The organism is Achromobacter sp. MYb9 (assembly GCF_002975275.1).
Classification (GTDB): domain Bacteria; phylum Pseudomonadota; class Gammaproteobacteria; order Burkholderiales; family Burkholderiaceae_B; genus Achromobacter.
In genome coordinates, this window is the sequence record NZ_PCOQ01000017.1 from 66,328 (window position 1) to 86,542 (window position 20,215).

Sequence of the window (20,215 nt, forward strand, 5' to 3'; positions counted from 1 at the left end):
GTGTCACTTCCGACAAAAGGATGAGGCGAAACCTGAAAGGGCCGTAGCCGTATTTTGTCACTTGCACGACGAAAATTGGCAGATCTTCGTTGCGCCGGATTTCTACACTGTCTGCTGGTCCCCGGCATGGCGCCGGGCCGCCCGGACCCTCTTGCATGCGCACCATGAATTCCGCCCAGAATCCTGTCGCCAGCGTCACGGACGCCACCCTTCCCACTCCCGCTTCCACGCCGGCTGCTGCACCGCCCGCGTCGGACCCGTCCACCGCGTTCAAGGTGCTGGGCGCCATCAGCGTGGCGCATTTGATGAATGACATGATCCAGTCGATCCTGCTGGCCATCTATCCGATGCTGAAAGCGTCGTTCAGCCTGTCGTTCGCACAAATCGGGATGATCACGCTGGTCTATCAGCTGGCGGCGTCGCTGCTGCAGCCGTTCATCGGCTTCTACACCGACCGCCATCCCAAGCCGTATTCCTTGCCGGTGGGCATGGGCTTCACGCTGGTGGGCCTGCTGCTGCTGTCGGTGGCGCCGTCGTTCGGCTGGCTGCTGGTGGCCGCCGTGCTGGTGGGAACAGGTTCGTCCGTGTTTCATCCGGAGTCGTCGCGGGTGGCGCGCATGGCGTCGGGGGGGCGGCACGGTCTGGCGCAATCGCTCTTCCAGGTGGGCGGCAACGTGGGGTCGGCGCTGGGGCCGCTGCTGGCGGCCTTGTTCATCATTCCGCACGGGCAGGGCAGCGTGGCGTGGTTTTCGCTGGCGGCGCTGTTCGGCATCGTGGTGCTGACGGGCATCGGACGCTGGTACAGCGCCAACCGCGTGCGGCTCAAGCCACGCGCGCGACGCGACGGGGCGGGCAACGGGCTGTCGCGCAACCAGGTGCTTGGCGCGTTGACCGTGCTGGGCGTGCTGGTGTTTTCCAAGTACTTCTATCTGGCCAGCTTGAACAGCTATTTCACTTTCTACCTGATCGGCAAGTTCGGCTTGTCGGTGCGGGAGGCGCAGCTGTACCTGTTCCTGTTCCTTGCCGCAGTGGCGGTGGGCACGGTGGTGGGCGGACCTATCGGCGACCGCGTCGGCCGCAAGATCGTGATCTGGGTATCCATCCTGGGCGTGGCGCCCTTCACGCTGATGCTGCCCTACGCAAACCTGTTCTGGACCGGCGCGCTGGTCGTCGTGATCGGCATGGTGTTGGCGTCGGCATTTTCCGCCATCGTGGTGTATGCGCAGGAACTGGTGCCGGGCAAGGTGGGCATGATCGCCGGCCTGTTCTTCGGCTTCGCGTTCGGGATGGGCGGCGTGGGCGCCGCGGCGCTGGGCAAACTGGCGGACGCGACCAGCCTGGGCCATGTGTACCAGGTGTGCGCGTATCTGCCGTTGCTGGGCGTGGTGGCGATTCTGTTGCCGAATGTCGAGAAGCCCCGGGCCGGCAGCACCCGGGGCTGAAGGGGCCAGCCGTCAGCCCGCTTGCACCGAGCGCAGGCGGGGTTGGCTTTTTTCTATTTGCTGGATATCGCCGTCGGGGCCATGGTGGATGATCGAGATCTGCGACGTGCGCAGGTCCGCGAGCTGAGCCGCCGTGACGGCGAAGCTCTGCGCCAGCCGGTGGTCCGAAAGCGGGCGGATCGGCTTGCGGCGGTCCTTGCCGCCGAAGCGCCGGTGGTTGTAGACCGCCCAGCCCACCAGGATGGCGGCATTCGCCAGCGCCAGCAGGCCGTATCCCCAGAGCGTGCGCGCGGTGGGCAGGAAGACGGGCCACAAGGCCACGTCCGGCCCGCCCGCCGCGGCGCGCAGGATGGCGACGATGCCCGATCCGAACAGGTAGGCGAAGGCGAACCAGCCGACGGCGGTCAGCAGCAGGTCGACGAGGTAGCCCGCGCGCGAGCGTTGCGTGGTGATGATCATGAGACGTCCGGTGATTTGATGCCCCGGTCCGGGCTGGTCCAGCGCGCGCGCCGGGCCTGCTTGCGAAGCATGACTTTGGGAAAACTGATCAGCGTGGTGAACAGGGTGACCATCCAGTAGGCCAGCGGATACCAGATGACCCAGTACAGCGCGCGGGTCAGGCCGGGTTCATAGCGGCGGTCGATCAGAATGCTGACGACGAATTGCAGCAGGCATACCATCGCCAGCATCATGCCGGTGAAGGCGGGCGGCATCAGGCTGGCGATCTGCATCTGGTTGGGCAGGGTGACGAACTGGCTGATCACCCATAGCAACACCGAGATCGCGAATGCGAACGCCCAGGCCGTGGACAGGCAGAATTCCGCTACCAGCGGCCACAGCCGGCGATGGCGCCAGCTCCAGATGGAACGCAGGTTCTTCAGGAAGACCTCCGCGCCGCCTTGGGCCCAGCGCAAACGCTGCTTCCACAATCCGCGCAGGGTTTCCGGCATCAGGATCCAGCACAGCCCGCGCGGTTCGTAGAAGATCGACCAGTGGTCGCGCTGCAACTTCCAGCTGATGTCGATGTCTTCGGTGATCATGTCCAGGCTCCAGTAGCCCACGCGGTCCAGCGCCACGCGGCGGAACGCGGCGACCACGCCGGATACGGTGAACACCTGCCCGTAGACGCGCTGCGTGCGTTTGATCAGGCCGATGATCGACGAGAACTCGCCCACCTGGATGCGGCCGATCAGCGTGGAGCGCGTGCGGATGCGCGGGTTGCCGGTGACGGCGCCCACTCGCGGATTGTCGATCAGGGGCGCCACCAGATACGCCGCGGCATCCGGGTCCAGCACCGCGTCGCCGTCGATGCAGACCAGGTATTCGCTGCGCGCGGCCAGCGCGCCCATGCGCAAAGCCATCGCCTTGCCCTGGTTCTGGGCCAGGTGCACGACACGCAGTTTCGGTTGCGACGCCGCCAGCCGGTCCAGCATGGCGGCGGTGCCGTCGCTGGAGCCGTCATTGATGGCGATGACCTCGATATGCGGATAGTTCTGGCCCAGCGCGGCCAGCAACGTTTCTTCGCCGTTGGCGGCTTCGTTGAAGCAGGGCACCAGGATGGACACCAGCGGATCGCCGGCCAGCACGGGCGGCTTGCGGTCTTTGCCCCATGTCCAGTGGCGCTCCCAATGCCACCAGAAATAGATGCCGCCGGCCATCCACATGCCGGACATGAAAAGGGGATAGAAGAAGACGAAGCCCAGCAGCGCTTCTCCGGTCAGCATCAACGTGAAGCCGAACGGCGCGCCGAGCACCGCGCAAAGAATTATCAGGGCGAGCAGACGGTCGATCATCGGAGGGGATACCAGGCTTCGGAGATGGCGGGCCGGATGTCTTGCAACCGGGGCTGGTCTTGCGAGAAGTCATCGGGGTAGTAGCCGAAACTGAGCGCGCCGCGCCGTTGCAGGCGCTGCATCCAGCCGGCCAGCACCGCGGTGTCCACCGGCGCGCCGTCGGGCTGGCCGGGGCCCGCGCGCCAGTCGCGGCTTTGCAGTTCGAACACGGTCTTGCCAAGCGCGCCCGGACGGCGGCCGACGGCGTCCACCATCGAATCCAGCCAGGCGTTCTCGCGTCCCTTGGGCACGTTTTCCATCAAGGGCATCGCCATGGGGGCGGTCCAGTCGTACGCGCCCAGGAAGTCGTCCAGATTCTGCGCGAACCAGGTCTCGGACTCGGGATTCAGCACGGGTTGCGCATAGATGTTGCGCGCCGTTTTGATCTGCGGGCCGCGCACCGCCCGCACGCGTTCCGCGAGTTGGGCGGTGAAGTCCACCAATGCGCGGCTCTTGAACCGGGTCCAGCGCTGCAGGGTGTCCGGGTCGGCGCGCAGCGCCTCGATGCTTCCCGGCAGGCCGGCCGCGCGGTAGGCGGCAAGCGCGGCGGGGCTGGCGTCTTCGAAGTCGGACAACAGGGCGTCGTCGTGAAACAGCACGCCGTCGAAGATCGCGTAGCGCGCCAGGTCTTCGTACAGGTCGCCGATGCGCGTGCGCACCGTGGCGTCGAAGGGGGACAGGCGGCGGTACTGATCGGGGTCGGGCTGCGCCGCTGCCTGCGAGTCGGGTTCCCAGCGGGTGACACGCGGCAAGGACGAATCAAGGTCGAACGCCAGCACCGGCATCCAGGCGTAGACCATCACGTTGGCCCGGTTATGCAATTGCCAGGCCGCGCGGTTGAACAGGTCCGCGCGCATGGGCAGCCAGCGGTTGGGGAAGTACACCGACTTCACCAGGCCGTCGCCTTCGGGGTCCGCATAGGCCTGCAGGAAAACGGTGTTGATCTGCATGTCGAGGATGCGCTGCACCAATTCGCCCAGGTTGCGGTCCGTCTGCGCCGGATCGGGGTCGTAGACGTAGTCCAGATCAATGTGCGCCACCCGCATGAAAGGGCTGGCTTCCATGCCGATGACACTGTTGGCGAAGGGTTTCAACGCGGGGTCGCTGGCCAGCAGCAACCGTGGCGTGGACATCAGGCGGCCCAGCCGGCCGGCGCCGTCTTCCAGCGTCAGCGCCAGTTGATAGCCGTGTTCCCCCGTGATGCGCAGCGTGGAGCCGCCTTCCGCCCCGTAAGGCCAGACCCACACGCGGGGCGCGCGGCCGGTCGCGCGGCGAATCTTGTCGGTGATGGCAGCCACGTCGCGGCCCATGCGGGCGTTGAATTCGGCTTCGGTTTCGTACTGGCGCGTCTGCGCGTTGTAGGCGCGGATGGCCGCGGCCGGTTCGGTATTGCCCTGGGGGTTGGCCAGCGCGCCGTAGTGGGACGCGTTGGTGTGCGCGGCGATCTCCACCAGACCGGATTTCGAGATCTCGCGGATTTCGTCCCAGTTCAAGAAGCGCTTGCGCGCCTCGGGGCTGCCGCCGAAGTCCACCGGCTGGCCTGCCGGCGTGTCCATCCAGACCCCGACGGGGGCTAGCAGCGCGGGCCAGCCATAGGCTTTCAGGATGGGCAGGACGCGGGTGTAGAAGCTGCGGTAGCCGTCGTCGAACGACAGCAGCACGGCGCGGTCGGGCAGCGGCTTGCCGCCCTGGCGCGCCGTCAGGATCTGGTCGACGGACACGGCCTGGTAGCCGTTGGCGCGCAACCAGGCCAACTGTTCGACCAGCCGGTCGGTGCGCACGCTGAGAAAGCCCTGGTCGGGGTCTTCGTCTTCGACGTCGTGATAGGCCAGCGCCAGGAACTGGTCAGGCTTCCAGGGCTGTTCCGAGGCGGCCAGGGGGCGTTCGGCCGGCGGCGTGTAGACAGGAATGTCCTTGGCACAGGCGGTCAACGCCAGGATGACCAGCAGCAGCAAGCCTGCCAGGATCAAACGGGTAGGGGTGTTAAGCGGCATGACGGGTTCCGGGTCCGGGTTCGGATGGAGGTTCAGAAACGGTAGGCAAGGTCGAACACGATGCGCAGTTCGCGTTCGCGCACGCCGTCGTAGGGCCGGCTGATGCCGGTGACCATGGCGCCCATGTCCAGCACGTCGTTGGCGCGGTAGCGTTGGCCATAGCCCAGCGCGATGACGCCGCCGGTGCCGTAGCCTTGCTGGCTGTAGGCGCCGGCGCCCAGCGTGCCGATCTGTTCCCATGCGGTTTCGTAGCGGCGGTAGAGCGTGTGCGTCAGGCGCACGCCGGGCACCGCCATGAAGTCGGCGCTGGGGTTGAAATAGGGGGCGTCGTCGCGCGTATTGCGCTGGGATGACAGCTCCAGTTCCAGATCGGCCTTGAGGTGGGGGGCGGTATAGACGCGTTCGCGGCCGTTGATGCCCAGTTCCCATCGCTGGTTGCCGTCGCTGAACCGGGAAGGCGCCACGGCCAGCGTCCATTCACGCCGTTCGTTGGCGCGCCAGCGCACGTACCCCGTCAAGCGGTTCGACGAGATATCGTTGGTCAAGGCGCGCAGCGGCGTGTCGCGCGACATGATTTCGCCCGATCCGCCGATTTGCCAGTGGTCGTCCAGGTCGTAGGCGGCCGACAGGCGCACCCCGGGCTTCACGCCATGCCCGTAATCGTGGGTCGAGACTTCGCCCTCGACCGTCAGGTCGCGGCCCCGCCATTCCACGCCCGTCCGCAGCCAGCGGTAGTCGCCGCGGCCTTCCTCGAAGTCGCCGGTTGCATAGCCGCCACCGCCGAATACGCGCCAGTTGTAGTGGATGGGCGATGAATAGAGCACGGCGTCGATGCCGAAGTCGCCATTGCCGTTGACGGGGCTGTCCGAGGCCAGGCCGCGGTAGCCGCTAATGCGCAGTTCGGCCTTGTTGTGGACTTCCCATTCGCGCGCCAGGCGGCGGCTGGTCAGGTTTTCCGGCGCGCGCGCCAGCGTGTCGGCGGATAGCGCTTCCGCCTGCCGCCATTCCTGCAGGTCCAGCGCGGTGAAGCCCTGGCCGTTTTCCACGCCCAGGCTGCGGGGCGATTGGGTTTCCGCCATTTTCAGCTCCGCCTCTGAAGCACGCGGCAGCTCACGCGCGCGATAGACGATGGCCAGGTCACTGCGCAGGCCGGAATTGTTGGGCGCGTTGGCGACCATGTCTTCCAGGTGCTGCTGCGCGGCGACGGTATCGTCGGCCTGCAGCCGGGCCGCTGCAAGGGTCTGGCTGCTTTCCAGCTTCAGGTCGTTGGGAATGCGGGTGGCCTGGCCCTTGGGGTACAGCCACGGGGCGTAGCCCGACTGCACGGCTTCGGTCACGGCGCCGGTCTCGTCGTATTGCTCGCCTTCGGCCAGCGCGTAGTAGCGTCCGGTCTGGTTGGCCAGCCGCTGCTCGGGGTCGTCGTGGTCGAAGGCCTCGTCCGCGGCAACCTGCCGGTAGAGGTCGCGCGCGCGTTCGGGCTGGCGCTGGTACAGATAGGCCGACGCCACATCGTTCAAGGCGTAGCGCGGCACGCTGATGCCTTCGGCGATGAGCGCTTCATATTCCTGCGTCAGGTCCGCCATGCGCGCGCGGGCATGCAAGGCGTGCAGGCGGTCGATGCGGGCACGAGCCACATCGTCGCGGGCCGCCTCGCCCAGTTGCCGCCATGCGGGGATCAGGGCGTCATAGCCGGCCAGCGCCCGGTCGGCGATCGCGAAGCGTTCGGCCTCGCTGCGGGTCGGCATTGCGGCCAGGCGCACCTGCTGGGCCAGCGCGTCGGCTTCAAAGCCCCGCATCTGCGCGGCATTGAACAGGTCCGGGCGCCGTTGCGCGCGTTCCAGCGCCATGTCGGCCATGCGTGCGCGTTGCAGCGCGTAGATGTACTCGCGCTGCACGGCAGGGGATTCGGGCGCAAGGCCCTGCGCCAAGTCTGCCTGGTGCAGGGCTTCGAACGGCTGGCCTTGGCGGGCGTGGACATAGGCCAACGCCAGCCGCGCGTCCGGGTTCCGGGGCTGGCGCGCCACCCATTTCAGCCCGGCGGCCCGGGCCGCGTCGAACTGGCCGGCGTCCGCGAGGGTCATGATTTCACCCGCGGCGAAAGCGGGCTGCGCCGGATGGCGGCGCAGCCCTTCGCGGTAGCGGGCCAGGGCATCTTGCCAACGCTGTTCATCGCGATAGGCCCGGGCCACCGCCAACTGCACGTCGGCGGGCAGAACCGCGCTGGCCGGTAGCCGTTCATAGGCCGTGATGGCTTCGGCGGGCTTGCCGGCCCAACCGGCAATGATGATGTGATCGTGGATCGCCCGTGTGCTGGCCGTCGGGCCTTGCTGGCGCAGCATGGCCAGCGCGGGTTCGTAGTCGCCGGCGCGGGCGCGGAGGATCAGCGCGTCGTAATCGGCTGACGGCCCCGCAAGGGCCAGGGCTGGAGCCAGGGCCGCGCAGGCGGCCAGGCGGCGAAGTGTCGTTCGGGCAACCTGGGGCTGCTTGGGGCCTCTACTTTGCATCGTTGTACTTCCGCAGTTGCGACTAGGGATGTTCATGGCTCCGCCTCCCGGCGGGCGCGCTGGCGGACGAACCGGCAGCGACGCGAGCGGCGCGCAAGGCGCGCTCGGAAGGCGAAACGAACATGTGGTGTGGACTGCGCGGCGCCCGCTACGGGGACCTTCGCACGCGCGCTGAGGCGGGTGCATGGCTAGTACGCGCCACGCCCGTGGGGCGTGGTCGAGGAGCTTCTTGTGGCTTCTTCGACAAGCGAGACTGTAGGGGTTTTCCGCCAATTCAACTGTCAATTACTGCAAAGGGGGGGGCCAGGCGCGTTGCCCTTGGCGTATTCTTCGTCGCATACCGTGCAATCGTCCTGGCGCGGGTAGTAAAGGTTCTGGACACATCGCATTCGCCTCGCGTCGGCCATTGGCCGTCTTGCGTGCAATGCGGCTATTTGTCCGTCTGGTAACAAAAAGCATCAAAAATGCTGACGTGTAACGCGTCTCCACTTACGAACCCAGTGCAACGGCAATTCCAAGCGACGGTAAGCGCCCTGCGGCGCAAGCCGTAAAAACCATGACGACTTCCTTGTTCTTCCTGATGTGGGGGCTTGCCACGGCGTTGGCGTTGCCGCTGCTGCTGCCGTTCCTGGCGCGCGGCGTGGGCGGCGTCCGGGCCTTCATCGTGGCGAATGCGCTGGCCGTGCTGTCCCTGCTGTCGTATGCGTCGGGCGACTTCGTGACGCCCGGCGTCTATGTGATGGTGTCCAACGCCGCGTGGGTGTGCGCGGTGGGCCTGGTCTACGTGGGCCTGCGCCAGTTCTTCGGCCTGCGTCCCCACATCGCGCGTACCGTCGGCATCGGCGCGGCCTGTCTGCTGGCGCTTGCGCTGATGCTGTACGGCAACGACAACATGAGCGGGCGCATGATGCTGTTTTCCATCTACACCTGCGGGTACATGGCGATGGCGGGGCGGGTGATTTTCCAGCAGCGCAAGCAGATCCTGACCCGCGGCGTGACGCTCTATCTGATGCTGGCGACGGGCGGCCTGGCCGGCCTGCACGGGCTGCGCGTCGTGGTCTACAGCACCGGCCTGGAACCCCCGGTGTCGCTGCTGCAGCCGTCGGCATGGGGGCTGTTCTTCATCGTATGCGGGTCGGCCACCGTGCCGGCCCTGTTCCTGGGGCTGTTGCTGCTGATTCAGACCAGCCTGTCGGAACAGATGCAGGCCGCGCTGACGTTCGACAGCCTGACGCGCGCCTACTCCCGTCGCAGCATCCTGGACGAACTGGAGCATGAGCTGCTGCGATGCAGCCGCACGGGCGGCCAATTGGCGGTGCTGGTGCTGGACATCGATCATTTCAAATCCATCAACGACCGCTACGGCCACGCGGCCGGGGACACGGCGCTGCGACACTACGCGCACGTGGTGCAGAACGCGGTGCGGGCGTCGGACCGATTTGGCAGGCTGGGAGGCGAAGAATTCGTACTGCTGATGTACGACTGCGATCCGGCGCAGGCGTTGATCCACGCGCAGCGGGTGTGCGACGCCTTGCGGGATACGCCGCTGTACCTGCAGGGATGCGAAGTGCCGATGACCACCAGCGGGGGCCTGGCGTCCTACCAGGCGGGGGACAGCGCCGATGTGATTCTGGCGCGCGCGGACGTGGCGTTGTATCGCGCCAAGGAGCAAGGGCGCGACCGTGTGGAGATGGCCTTTTCAGGCCGTGGCGTCGGCCGGGTGCACGTAACCGGGCAGGCGGCCAACGCGCCGTTGGCCGTCCAGGAGGCATCGGGGGACTAGCAGCCCCGGCGCCTCCTGGTGTGGGCAGGGGCCTAGGGTTTGAGGTGTTCCGTCAGGAACTTTTCCATTGCCTCGTAGAACTCGAACTTGTTCTCGTCGTTGTGGAACCCGTGGCCTTCGTTGTCCTTGACCATGTATTCCACTTCGATGCCGCGGGCCCTCAGCGCCTTGACCATCTGGTCGCTTTCATCCTTGTTCACGCGGGGGTCCTTGGCGCCCTGCGCAATGAACAGCGGCGTCTTGATCTTGTCCGCGTGCAGCGCCGGCGACGTGGCCGCCAGGCGGTCGCGGTCGCGCTCCGGATGGCCCACCATGTCCTGCATCTTGTCCAGCATGGGCTTCCAGTACGGCGGAATGGACTTCATGAACGTGAACAGATTCGACACGCCCACGTAATCGACCGCGGCGGCATAGAGGTCAGGCGTGTAGGCCACGCCGGCCAACGTGGCGTAGCCGCCGTAGCTGGCGCCGTAGATGCCGATGCGCTTGGGGTCGGCGATGCCTTCCTTGATCAGCCATTGAACGCCGTCGGTGATGTCGTCCTGCATTTTCAGGCCCCATTGCCCGAAACTGGCTTCCCAGAAAGCGCGCCCATACCCCGTCGATCCGCGGAAGTTCATTTGCAGCACGCAGAAGCCGCGGTTGGCCAGGAACTGCGTTTCGGGGTTGTAGCCCCAGCCGTCACGCGCCCACGGGCCGCCATGCGGGTTCACGATGCAGGGCAGGTTCTTCGGGTCGCGGCCGGCCGGCAGCGTGAGATAGCCGTGGATGGTCAGGCCGTCGCGGCTTTGGTAGCTGATCGGACGCACGCGCGACATGTCCGCTTCCGGGATGGCCGGGTTGATGTCGGCCAGCTTGGTCAGCGTGTCGGTGGCGGCGTCGTAGATGTAGCGCGATCCGGGCGTGCGGTCGTTGTAGGCGGCGACGATGAACTTGTTTTCATCGCGGTTGGAGCCTTGCAGCGCGACCTCATAGCCTTTGAGCTTTGTCGACAAGGTCTTGAACAGCGCTTCGGACTGGGCGTCGAAGAACTTGTATTGCGGCTTGTCGGTCTGGTAGGCGGCCAGGGTCAGCACGCGCCGCTTGCGCGAATAGCCGGCGCCGTCCAGGTCCACGGTATCCGGCGTGAAGACTTCTTCTTCGGCGTCGGGCTTGGCGGGGTCGATAACGACCAGCGAGAGTTTGTCGCGGCCCCGGTTGCTTAGCGCGTAGATCTTCTTGTCGTCGAAGGTAAAGAAGGACGGGCTGACGCTGGTGCGGTAGTCGGTCGTGATCAGCGGACGGAACTCGGAGGCTTCGTCGTCGCGATAGAGCAGGGTGGTGTTCAGGCCGTCGCTGGTGACGGCGGCGCGCACCTTGCCCGCGTGGTCCGTCTGCCAGCCGACGATGTTGCCGGGGTTCTGCGCCACCAGCACGGCGGCGCCGGTATGGACGTTGACGCGGTAGACGTCGAAGACTTCAGGGTTGCGCTGGTTGTGGCTGATCAGGACGTGGTCGGGATCGTCTTCCAGGTCGTCTTCGATGCTGGCGCGGGCGCCTTCATACGGGGTCAGGTCGGTGATCTGGCCGGTCTTGGCGTTGACGGCGAGCACATGGTAGTTCTCGTCGCCGCCGAAGTCCTTCTGGTAGAGCACGACGTCGCCGCCCTTCCAGAAATAGTTGCTGATGTCGCGGGCGGTTTCGCGCGTCAGCTGGCGGGGCTCGCCCACCAGCTTGCTGCCTTCCAGCGGCTGCACATAGATGTTCATGCGGGCCGGATTGCCATCCACGCTGGTGGGCTGCATGAACGCCAGCGTCTGGCCGTCTTCGGCCAGGCGGAAGAAACCGCGTTCCGGATTGCGGAAGAAATCTTTCAGGGGGTAGGCGCGAGGGGGCGGCGGCGTGGCGCATCCGCCCAGTGTGGTGCCGACGATGCTGGCGGCGAGAACGGTGCGCGTCATGAATGAAAACAAGGGGAGACCTCCGTGATTTCAATGCCTTACGTTATGGCAATACGTGATGGGCATTGGCGGACTGCGGCGCGTGCCGGCGCCGGGCGCCGGCGGCTCGTCGATAATGCCATAGTCGCGCGGGCGGTGTCGAACCGGCCCCACTTATGCCGCCGGACGGTTTGCGGGATAATCGCGGCAATTCATCTGGAGAATTACATGTACAGGAATCTGGTCGCGGCATCGGCGCTGGCGCTGGGCCTGGCGGGCTGCTCGCTGGGCATTTCGCAGGACAGCGCGTCGCCGCACAGCGAGTTCAAGGCGCCGGTCGCCTTCAAGGATGCCTACGCCACGGTGATCCGGCAGTCGAACAACTGCCTGCGCAGCACGGACAACGCCTACCGCGTGATCCCCGAACTGAACGAAGGCGCGCAGTCGGCCGTGGTGCGCGTGCTGGCGCCGTACAGCGATAACGAGATGTCGCGGGTCGACCTGAAGGCTGCGGGCGAGAAGTCCACGGATGTACGCATCGTGATGTGGGGCAAGGGCACCTGGGACGCCGCGGCGATGCGCGCGATGCAGGACGCAATCTACTACAGCATCACGTCATGCAGCACCTACATGCCGCTGGATCCGCGGCCGCCGGTCAAACCGTCGCGCGACCTGCCGAACTAGCGTCAATCGCCGCCGGGACGGCGGCGGATGATCTTGAAGGTGGCGGTGGCGCGGGCGACCAGTTCGCCGTCGGCGCGCCGGATGTCGCCTTCGCAGAAGGCGATGGACGCGCCACGGCGCAGGCAGCGCGCTTCAATGACCAGATCGCCCGTGCCAGGCGACAGGAACGTGGTGTTCATGTCGATGGTGGCCATGCCTTCGGTGGCGTCGGCCGAACCGCGAGCCGCGGCGCTGAGGGTGAAGTCCAGCACGCTCATCAGCGTGCCGCCATGCACGTCGCCACGGCTGTTGGTCAGGTCCTGGCGCCACGGCAGCGTGGTGCGGGCGTAAGCCGGCGCGATGCTCTCGGGCACCAGGCCGATGAAATTCATGAAGGGTATCGTCAGGCCGAAGTAATCAGTTTGGGCGGGTGCGGTCATGGAACGGTTGTGAGCGGAAAGGGATAGCGGGATCAGCCGGTCATAATATATTTTTTTGCAGTGGCCGCCAGCGCATCGCTGCGCCGGCCACGGTGTTCCGAGCGGAATGTCTCAATTAATGCGCAAGATCGTGCATGTGGACATGGATGCGTTCTACGCGTCCGTGGAGCAGCGCGACAACCCTGAACTGCGTGGCAAGCCGGTGGTCGTGGCATGGACCGGCCCGCGTTCGGTCGTGTGCGCCGCGTCGTACGAGGCCCGGCGCTTCGGCATCCATTCGGCCATGTCCGCCGCCCGGGCGGAACGGCTCTGTCCGCAGGCCATCTATGTGCCGCCGGACTTCAACCGCTACCGCGAAGTCTCGCGCCAGATTCGCCAGATATTCGCCCGCCATACCGACCTGATCGAACCGCTGTCGCTGGACGAGGCCTACCTGGACGTCACGATCAACAAATGCGGGCTGCCGTCGGCCACGGAAGTGGCGCAGGTCATCCGGCACCAGATCCGGGAAGAGACGGGGCTGACCGCGTCGGCGGGCATCGCGCCCAACAAGTTCCTGGCCAAGATCGCGTCGGATTGGAACAAACCCGACGGGCAGTTCGTTGTTCGGCCCGGCAAGGTGCTGGCCTTCTTGCAGCCCTTGCCGGTGCGCAAGGTGCCCGGCGTGGGCAAAGTGACGCAGGCCCGGCTGGAGCAGCTGGGCATTCTTACCGTGGGCGATCTGGCCACGCACAGCGCCGAAGAGCTTGAGCATTACTTTGGCCGCTATGGCAGGCGCTTGTACGAATTGGCGCGCGGCATCGACGAGCGCGAGGTGCAGACCGACCAGCCGTTGCAGCAGGTTTCGGCGGAGACGACCTTTTCGGAAGACATCCAGCTGGATGCGCTGGGCGACGCGATCGACCGCATGGCCGATCGGGTATGGGACCAGGCGCTGAAAAAAGGCGCGCTGGGACGCACGGTGGTGCTGAAGTTGAAGACGGACCGTTTCCGCATTCTGACGCGCAGCCAGACCAGCCCGAATCCGCCGGCATCGGCGGCCGAGCTGGCCGCCGTAGCGCGGTTGTTGTGCGAACGCGTGGAATTGCCGCCGGAAACGCTGTACCGGCTGGCCGGGGTCGGGATGAGCAATTTTGCCGATCCCGCCGAGCAGTCGCGCCAGCCGGATCTGTTCGGCGGCGCGTTCTGACTGGCTGGATCAGGCCAGGCGGGCTTTCACTTGCTGGGACAGCGCGGTCATGTCGGCACGGCCGGCCAGGGCCTGCTTCAGCAGCGCCATGACCTTGCCCATCGCGGGCGCGCCGGTCACGCCTTGCGCGGCAACTTCGGCCAGGGCGGCGTCGATGGCGGCGGCCACTTCCTCGGGCGTGGCGGCTTGCGGCAGGAACTCCTGCAGCACGGCCATTTCGGCTTTTTCCTGCTCTGCCGTTTCCGTGCGGCCGGCCTGTTCGAACGCGGCGATCGATTCGCGGCGTTGCTTGACCTGCTTTTCGATGATGGCGGTGATTTCAGCGTCGGTCAGGTCGCGGCGTTCGTCCACTTCCTTCTGCTTGACGGCAGCCAGCAGGAAACGCAGCGTCGTGAGGCGCTCGGCGGCCTTGGCGCGCATCGCATCCTTGACGGAATCGGAGAGGCGGGTCTTGAGCGTAGCAGTGCTCATCGGGGAACCTTTTGTGTGGTGTTGCGGCAAACGGGAAGTGTAAACCCGGACGGGCCTACTTCAATTGGGTCAGGTCGCCGCGCAGGGCCACCCCAGCGACCACCGCGCCCGCATGGCATTCGTAGTCGGTTTTGCTGGTGTATTCGTTCTTGCGATAGTAGCTGACGATGTTGGTCACGGCGTTCGCATTGGCCTTCTTGGCCGCTTCGTGCAGGGCGATGACGGCGGATTGCGCCACCCACTCGCAGGCCTCGGCGTCTTTCTTCGCGAAGGCATTGGTCTTGCGGTTGGTCACGACGCCAGCTTCCAGGACCCGTCCCTTGGGTCCGGTGCCTGCCAGATAGAACTTGACGCTTCCGTCGATCTTGCCGGCGGCCAGTGCCGCATCGATGGCGGGCTGCAACGGCAGGAACACGGTGCGGTCGGCGGCCAGCGCCTGTGCCGAGCAAGCCAGTGAAAGGGACAGGGCTCCAAGCAGCCTGGAAGGGAAGGTCATCAAACGCGCTCCATGGATGGAAAGTTAAAAGGGGCGGGCGCCGTGTTCAGGGCCACCGCCGGAAAATCAGGGAAGTATTGATGCCGCCAAAGGCGAAATTGTTGTTCATGACGTATTCGTTGCTCATGCGCCGGCCTTCGCCCTGCACGTAATCGAGTTCGCCGCAGCGGGGGTCGACGTTGCGCAGGTTCAGCGTGGGGGCGTACCAGTCGCTGTTCAGCATCTCGATGCTGAACCAGGATTCCAGTACGCCGCAGGCGCCCAGGGTGTGCCCCAGGTAGCTCTTTTGCGAACTGATGGGCATGCCGCTGCCGAACAGGCTGTGCGTGGCTTGCGTTTCGGCGATGTCGCCCTGTTCGGTCGCCGTGCCGTGTCCGTTGACATAGCCGATGGCCTGCGGCGGCAACGCCGCGTCCGCCAGCGCCATTTCCATGGCGATGCGCATCGTGCGGGCCTCGGGGCGGGTGATGTGCGTGCCATCCGAATTGCTGCCGAACCCAACGACCTCGGCGTGGATGCGGGCGCCGCGGGCCAGGGCGTGGTCCAGCGATTCCAGTACCAGCATGCCGCCGCCTTCGCCGATCACCAGCCCGTCGCGGTCGCGGTCGTAGGGGCGGGGCGTGAGTTCCGGCGTGTCGTTCTGCTGGCTGGTGGCGTAGAGCGCGTCGAACACCAGCGCCTCGCTGGCGCAGAGCTCTTCCGCCCCGCCGGCCAGCATCATTTCCTGGCGGCCGTAGCGGATGGCTTCATAGGCGTAGCCGATGCCCTGGCTGCCCGACGTGCAGGCGCTGGACGTGGGGATGATGCGGCCCTTCAGTTCGAAGAAGATGCCGACGTTGGCCGCGGTGGTGTGCGGCATCATGCGCACGTACGAGTTGGCGTTGAGGTCTTCGGTGACGCCGTTGAGCAGCATGTTGCCGAAGGCGCGGATTTCGGCCGTGCTGCCCACGGAAGACCCGCAGGCCACGCCCATGCGGCCGTCGGTGATGCTCGGGTCGCCAAGCAGCGCGGCGTCGGTCAGCGCCAGTTCGGCGGCGCGGACGGCCAACTGCGAAACGCGCCCCATGCTGCGCAATTGCTTGCGGGTCCAGTGCGCGGGCACCTGGAAATCTTCGACGGGGCCCGCCAGCCGGGTATTCAGTTCGGCGTATCGGGACCAGTCCGGCATGTGCCGGATGGCGCTGCGGCCCGACGCGAACGCCTGTTGTATGTGGGCCCAATCGGAACCCAGGGCGCTGATGCCGGCCATGCCGGTAATGACGACGCGCTTCATCAGCACAGGCCTCCGTTGACGGCGATGACCTGGCGGGTGATGTAGGCCGCGCCCGGCGACATCAGGAACACCACGGCGGCGGCCACTTCTTCAGGTCGGCCCATGCGCTGGGCCGGTACTGCCTTCAGGATTTCTTCCACGGGCACGTGTTCGTCGATCATGTCGGTATCGATCAGGCCGGGGGCGACGCAGTTAACGGTGATCTGGCGCTTGGCCAGTTCAACGGCCAGGGCTTTGGCGGCGCCGATCAAACCGGCCTTGGATGCGCTGTAGTTGACCTGGCCGCGATTGCCCACCAGCCCGGAGACCGAAGCCATGCAGACCACGCGCCCCGCGGCACGGCGCCGGATCATCGGCATCGCAAGCGGACTGAGCACGTTGTAGAAGCCGTCGAGGTTGGTTCGCAGCACCTGGTCCCAGTCGTCGCCCGTCAAGGCGGGGAAGGCGCCGTCGCGCGTCAGGCCGGCGTTCAGCACGACGCCATAGTAGGCGCCGTGGGCATCGACATCCGCTTGCAGGACGGCGGCGCATTGCGCGCGGTCCGCCACGTCGAACTGCAGGATACGGGCTTGGCGGCCACGGGCCAGGACGTCGGCCAGCACGGCCTCGGCCTGGTCGCGCTGCTGGCGGCAATGCAGCACCAGGTCATGGCCGGCGTCGGCCAGGGCCAGCGCGATGGCGCGGCCGATGCCGCGGCTGGAGCCGGTTACGAGGATAGGGGCAGCGCTCATTGAAGGGGGGCTTCCTGGATAAATGCGGTGGGATCTTTGGGCTGATAGACATTCAGCCGGGCCTGGGCCAGCAGGCGGGTCTGGTCGTGCAATTCGCATTCGAAGACGCTCATGCCGCTGGCGTCGATCAGGCCGCGTCGAACATGGATGGTTAACGCGGCCCCGGCGGGCAGGCGGTCAGCGTGGCAGTCGTAGCGCCGCGTGCCAAGCAGAAAGCCCAGCTTGACGGCCTGGCCTGCCTGGCGCGCCTGACAGCCGGCCCAGGCGCCCACGGCTTGCGCCATGAGTTCCATGCCCAGCCAGGGCGGCAGCGAGCCGTCGGGCCATGAATAGGGACCGGGGCGAACGACGGCGCGCGCGCTCAGGCTGTCGGCGTCGTAGGCTTGCACGTCGTCGATCAGGATCATGTTGCCGGCGTGAGGCAGCAGGGTGGCGACGGGCCAGGGGCATGGGCTCATGCGCGGGCTCCGAAGATCAGGCTGGCGTTGTTGCCACCGAAGGCGAAAGAGTTGCTCATGGCGATGCGCGGCCGGCCTTGGGCGTAGCGGTGCTGGCCGGTGCTGAAGTCCAGCGCGGGCAGCGCGGGGTCGGGGTGGCCGTCCCAGACGTGGGGCATCAAGCGGCCGTCGGGGTTGCCCGCCGACAGCGTGATCCATGCCAGCGCAGCTTCCATGGCGCCCGCGGCGCCCAGCGTGTGGCCGGTCAGCGCCTTGGTGGAGGCGCAGGGCACGCCTTGCGGGAACACGGCATGCATGGCCTGGCTTTCCATGGCGTCGTTGTGGGTCGTGCCCGTGCCGTGCAGGTTGACCCAGCCGATGTCGGCGGGCGACACGTCCGCGGCGCGCAGGGCGGCCTGCATGGACAGGCGCGCGCCGGCGCCGGAGGGCTCGGGGGCGGACATGTGCCAGGCGTCGGAACTGGCCCCACCGCCCAGCAGGGCGACGGCGTGCGGGTCGGCGGCATCGCGTTCCATCAGGAACAGGACGCCGGCTTCGCCGATGTTGATGCCACGGCGGTTGGCCGAGAACGGCAGGCACAGCGCGTCGTCCACGGCTTCCAGCGTGGCGAAGCCGTTGATCGTCAAGCGGCACAGCGTGTCCGCGCCGCCGCAGACCACGGCGTCGCACAGGCCGGCGGCCAGCATCCGGTGCGCCGACAACAGCGCGCGGGCGCTTGACGTGCAGGCCGTCGACAGCGTGTAGGCCGGCCCCGACACGCCCAGATAGGCCGCCAGGAAGGCCGCGGGCGAGGACAGGGCCTGGCGGCGGTAGTCGTAGCTGGCGGGCCAGGCTCCCTGGGCGGCCAACTGGCGGAAGGCGGGCGCGTTGTCGTTGACTCCCGACGTGCTGGTGCCCAGTACGACGGCGATGCGCGCCGGGCCATAGCGGTCGATGGCACGTTGCAGCTGTGGTTCGATCTGGGCGGCGCAGGCCAGCAGCAATTGGTTGTTGCGGCTGTGATGCTGCGCGGGCTGCGTGTCGGGTATCGCCGGCAAGGCGCCGGTGTAGCCGCCCAGCGTCAGGCTGCGGCCGTCGACCCAGCCCGTCTGGGCCACCATGCCGCCCGTATCGCCGTTGAAAGCGGCTTGCGCCGCCGCATCGATGCCGGCGCCCAGCGCGCAGACGATGCCGGGTGTGCCCAGCCAGCTGTTCATGGCTGCTCCTTGAGCGGCGCGATCCGCCAGGTGACGCCGTCGGCGCCGGTGATGGAAAAGACGTCCGGTTCGGCGGCCCGCGGCCAGCGGACGGTCCAGCGCGCCGCGCCGCGATCCCGCAAGCTGCGTTCGGCCGCGCCGTCAGGAGCGTGGCGGGCCTGCCAGGCGCCGGCGCCATAGGCGGCGTCAAGTTCGGCTTGCGGCGTCCAGGCGAACATCAGGGCCGCGAACAGGCTGCGAGCCTGGGCGTTCGGACGCAGAAATCCATCGTTGCGCCACTGTCCGTGCTCGTACATCTGCCGGGCCTGGGGCACGCCCATCGGGTCGAACAGCGACCACCGCAGCGCGGCGCCTTCGCGTTGCACCACCAGCATCGTATCCAGTGACGGCTGGCCGGCGGCCGTTTGCACCACGTGCAGCTGGCGCGGCACCGTGAAGGCCGTTTCGCGCGCAGGGACGGGCGGCGCGCCGGCGCAGCCCGCCAGCAGCGCGATGGCGATCACCGCGGCGATGACGCGGCAGGGGGACAGGAGGGGCAAGGACGAGCGCATGTCGGTATCAGGCGGGTTCCGCCTGCGCATTGGCGCCGCGGCAAAGTTCGCTCAGCATGCGCAGACGGCGCTGCGGGCTGGCGACGAAAGGATTGTCGGCGTCCCAGGCGTAGCCGGCAAGGATCGAACTGATCATGCGGCGTATGTCCGGTTGCGCGTTTTTGTAGAAGACCACATCCTGGAATTCGCCGCTATACCAGCCTTGCACGTAGGCGCGGAACGTCTCGACCCCCACCATCAGCGGATCGGCGAAATCGCGTTGCCAGTCGACCGGTTCTCCGCCCAGTTGGCGGTGCAGGGCGTCGGTGGCCAGTTTGGACGACCGCAGGGCAATGGTGACGCCGGACGAGAACACCGGGTCCAGAAATTCGGCGGCATTGCCCAACAGCGCGTAGCCCGGGCCATGCAAGCGCGTGACGCTGGCCGAATAGCCGCCGATGGTATTGGCGGGCGTATCCCAGACCGCGTTCGCAAGGATGCGCTTCAGGTTGGGCGCGGCGTCGGCCATGGCGCGCAGGGTGCTCATCAGGTCCTGGTCGGGCGCGCCGAACAGGTCTTGCCCGCCGACGACGCCAAACGAGCAGCGGCCGTTCGAGAACGGGATCAGCCAATACCAGATGCCCGGTTGCTCGGGATGCACGCTGATCAGGATTTTTTCGCGGTCGAAACCGGGGTCGTCGATGCGGTCTTCGATATGGGTGAAGATGGCTTTGCGCGGCGGCATCGACGACGGGCGTTCAAGATCCAGCAGGCGCGCCAGCACGCGGCCGTAGCCGCTGGCGTCCAGCACGAAGCGGCTCTTGACCTGGTAGGTGGCGCCGTCTGCGCCGCGCACGTCCAGAAGGGGGCCGTCGCCGCTGAAATCGGCAGCGGTGACTTCCTGTAGGTAGCGCACGTCCACGCCCTGGCGGGCGGCATCGTCGGCAAGCACCTTGTCGAACTGCGCGCGCTGCACCTGGAAGGTCGTGCCCGGGCCCGCGGTGAACTTGTCGCGGAAGTCGAAATACGTGTATTGGTCGCCGCGCGCGAAGGCGGCGCCGTTCTTCACCTGGAAACCCGCCGCCGCGACGGCGGGCATCATGCCGGCTTCCTCAACGAATTCCAGGCAGTGCGCCAGGAGGCTTTCGCCGATGGAAAAGCGCGGGAACTGCTGGCGCTCCAGCATCAACACATCGTGCCCTTGCCGTTTCAGCAGGGCAGCGGCGACGGCGCCGGCGGGGCCGGCTCCGATGACGACGACTTCACGATGTTCCATGCGGATTGATTCCATGTC

The 20,215-nt window shown here is 66.8% G+C and carries 18 protein-coding genes; 4 read left to right on the forward strand and 14 right to left on the reverse strand.

The window, feature by feature from the left end:
• Positions 1 to 164: 164 nt before the first annotated feature.
• Positions 165 to 1,442, forward strand: coding sequence for an MFS transporter (locus tag CQ050_RS21650; RefSeq protein ID WP_105558936.1), 1,278 nt, complete (start codon positions 165 to 167; stop codon positions 1,440 to 1,442).
• A gap of 12 nt (positions 1,443 to 1,454) precedes the next feature.
• Here CQ050_RS21650 and pgaD read toward each other — a convergent pair whose 3' ends face one another.
• The 4 genes from pgaD to pgaA are packed head-to-tail and all read right to left on the reverse strand — an operon-like array spanning position 1,455 to position 7,772.
• Positions 1,455 to 1,901, reverse strand: a complete 447-nt coding sequence (pgaD, locus tag CQ050_RS21655; RefSeq protein WP_105558878.1) for a poly-beta-1,6-N-acetyl-D-glucosamine biosynthesis protein PgaD — start codon at positions 1,899 to 1,901, stop codon at positions 1,455 to 1,457.
• Positions 1,898 to 3,235 carry a poly-beta-1,6-N-acetyl-D-glucosamine synthase gene (gene pgaC / locus CQ050_RS21660; RefSeq protein WP_105558879.1) on the reverse strand — a complete coding sequence of 446 codons (1,338 nt, stop codon included), beginning with the start codon at positions 3,233 to 3,235 and terminating at the stop codon, positions 1,898 to 1,900. Before pgaC ends, pgaD begins: the two co-directional genes overlap by 4 nt.
• Positions 3,232 to 5,268 (reverse strand): poly-beta-1,6-N-acetyl-D-glucosamine N-deacetylase PgaB, encoded by a 2,037-nt coding sequence (pgaB, locus tag CQ050_RS21665; protein ID WP_105558880.1) that lies wholly within the window; start codon positions 5,266 to 5,268, stop codon positions 3,232 to 3,234. Before pgaB ends, pgaC begins: the two co-directional genes overlap by 4 nt.
• A gap of 32 nt (positions 5,269 to 5,300) precedes the next feature.
• Positions 5,301 to 7,772, reverse strand: coding sequence for a poly-beta-1,6 N-acetyl-D-glucosamine export porin PgaA (gene pgaA, locus CQ050_RS21670; protein ID WP_105558881.1), 2,472 nt, complete (start codon positions 7,770 to 7,772; stop codon positions 5,301 to 5,303).
• A 556-nt stretch (positions 7,773 to 8,328) separates the two neighbouring features.
• Between pgaA and CQ050_RS21675 the strand changes: the two genes are divergently transcribed.
• Complete coding sequence (locus tag CQ050_RS21675; protein WP_105558882.1) at positions 8,329 to 9,555, forward strand: GGDEF domain-containing protein; 1,227 nt, start codon at positions 8,329 to 8,331, stop codon at positions 9,553 to 9,555.
• Between the two features lie 32 nt (positions 9,556 to 9,587).
• On the opposite strand, the gene CQ050_RS21680 is transcribed toward CQ050_RS21675, so the two are convergent.
• Positions 9,588 to 11,495: a prolyl oligopeptidase family serine peptidase gene (locus CQ050_RS21680; RefSeq protein ID WP_369868617.1), complete on the reverse strand. Its 1,908-nt coding sequence runs from the start codon at positions 11,493 to 11,495 to the stop codon at positions 9,588 to 9,590.
• 207 nt (positions 11,496 to 11,702) lie between these two features.
• Here CQ050_RS21680 and CQ050_RS21685 point away from each other — a divergent pair, with 207 nt between their 5' ends.
• On the forward strand, positions 11,703 to 12,158 hold the full coding sequence (locus CQ050_RS21685) for a BPTD_2524 family lipoprotein (protein WP_105558884.1): 456 nt from the start codon (positions 11,703 to 11,705) through the stop codon (positions 12,156 to 12,158).
• A gap of 2 nt (positions 12,159 to 12,160) precedes the next feature.
• On the opposite strand, the gene CQ050_RS21690 is transcribed toward CQ050_RS21685, so the two are convergent.
• Entirely contained in the window at positions 12,161 to 12,577 is a 417-nt protein-coding gene (locus CQ050_RS21690; protein WP_105558885.1) for a PaaI family thioesterase, read from the reverse strand.
• Between the two features lie 106 nt (positions 12,578 to 12,683).
• Between CQ050_RS21690 and dinB the strand changes: the two genes are divergently transcribed.
• A complete protein-coding gene (dinB, locus tag CQ050_RS21695) occupies positions 12,684 to 13,766 on the forward strand; it encodes a DNA polymerase IV (RefSeq protein WP_105558886.1) in 1,083 nt (360 codons plus the stop codon).
• Positions 13,767 to 13,775: 9 nt separating this feature from the next.
• On the opposite strand, the gene CQ050_RS21700 is transcribed toward dinB, so the two are convergent.
• From CQ050_RS21700 to CQ050_RS21730, 8 genes are read right to left on the reverse strand one after another with little or no spacing between them, the layout of a single operon-like run.
• On the reverse strand, positions 13,776 to 14,237 hold the full coding sequence (locus tag CQ050_RS21700; RefSeq protein ID WP_105558887.1) for a GatB/YqeY domain-containing protein: 462 nt from the start codon (positions 14,235 to 14,237) through the stop codon (positions 13,776 to 13,778).
• Between the two features lie 55 nt (positions 14,238 to 14,292).
• A complete protein-coding gene (locus tag CQ050_RS21705; RefSeq protein WP_105558888.1) occupies positions 14,293 to 14,733 on the reverse strand; it encodes an excinuclease in 441 nt (146 codons plus the stop codon).
• A gap of 46 nt (positions 14,734 to 14,779) precedes the next feature.
• Entirely contained in the window at positions 14,780 to 16,006 is a 1,227-nt protein-coding gene (locus CQ050_RS21710) for a beta-ketoacyl-ACP synthase (protein WP_105558889.1), read from the reverse strand.
• Positions 16,006 to 16,737 carry a 3-oxoacyl-ACP reductase FabG gene (fabG, locus tag CQ050_RS21715; RefSeq protein ID WP_105558890.1) on the reverse strand — a complete coding sequence of 244 codons (732 nt, stop codon included), beginning with the start codon at positions 16,735 to 16,737 and terminating at the stop codon, positions 16,006 to 16,008. The genes CQ050_RS21710 and fabG overlap by 1 nt, the downstream gene beginning before the upstream one ends.
• Entirely contained in the window at positions 16,734 to 17,195 is a 462-nt protein-coding gene (locus tag CQ050_RS31015) for a hotdog family protein (RefSeq protein ID WP_199196890.1), read from the reverse strand. Before CQ050_RS31015 ends, fabG begins: the two co-directional genes overlap by 4 nt.
• Complete coding sequence (locus CQ050_RS21720; RefSeq protein WP_199196891.1) at positions 17,192 to 18,391, reverse strand: beta-ketoacyl-ACP synthase; 1,200 nt, start codon at positions 18,389 to 18,391, stop codon at positions 17,192 to 17,194. Before CQ050_RS21720 ends, CQ050_RS31015 begins: the two co-directional genes overlap by 4 nt.
• A complete protein-coding gene (locus tag CQ050_RS21725; RefSeq protein WP_105558891.1) occupies positions 18,388 to 18,942 on the reverse strand; it encodes a DUF3261 domain-containing protein in 555 nt (184 codons plus the stop codon). Before CQ050_RS21725 ends, CQ050_RS21720 begins: the two co-directional genes overlap by 4 nt.
• A 7-nt stretch (positions 18,943 to 18,949) precedes the next feature.
• Entirely contained in the window at positions 18,950 to 20,197 is a 1,248-nt protein-coding gene (locus CQ050_RS21730) for an NAD(P)/FAD-dependent oxidoreductase (RefSeq protein ID WP_105558892.1), read from the reverse strand.
• Positions 20,198 to 20,215: the final 18 nt, after the last annotated feature.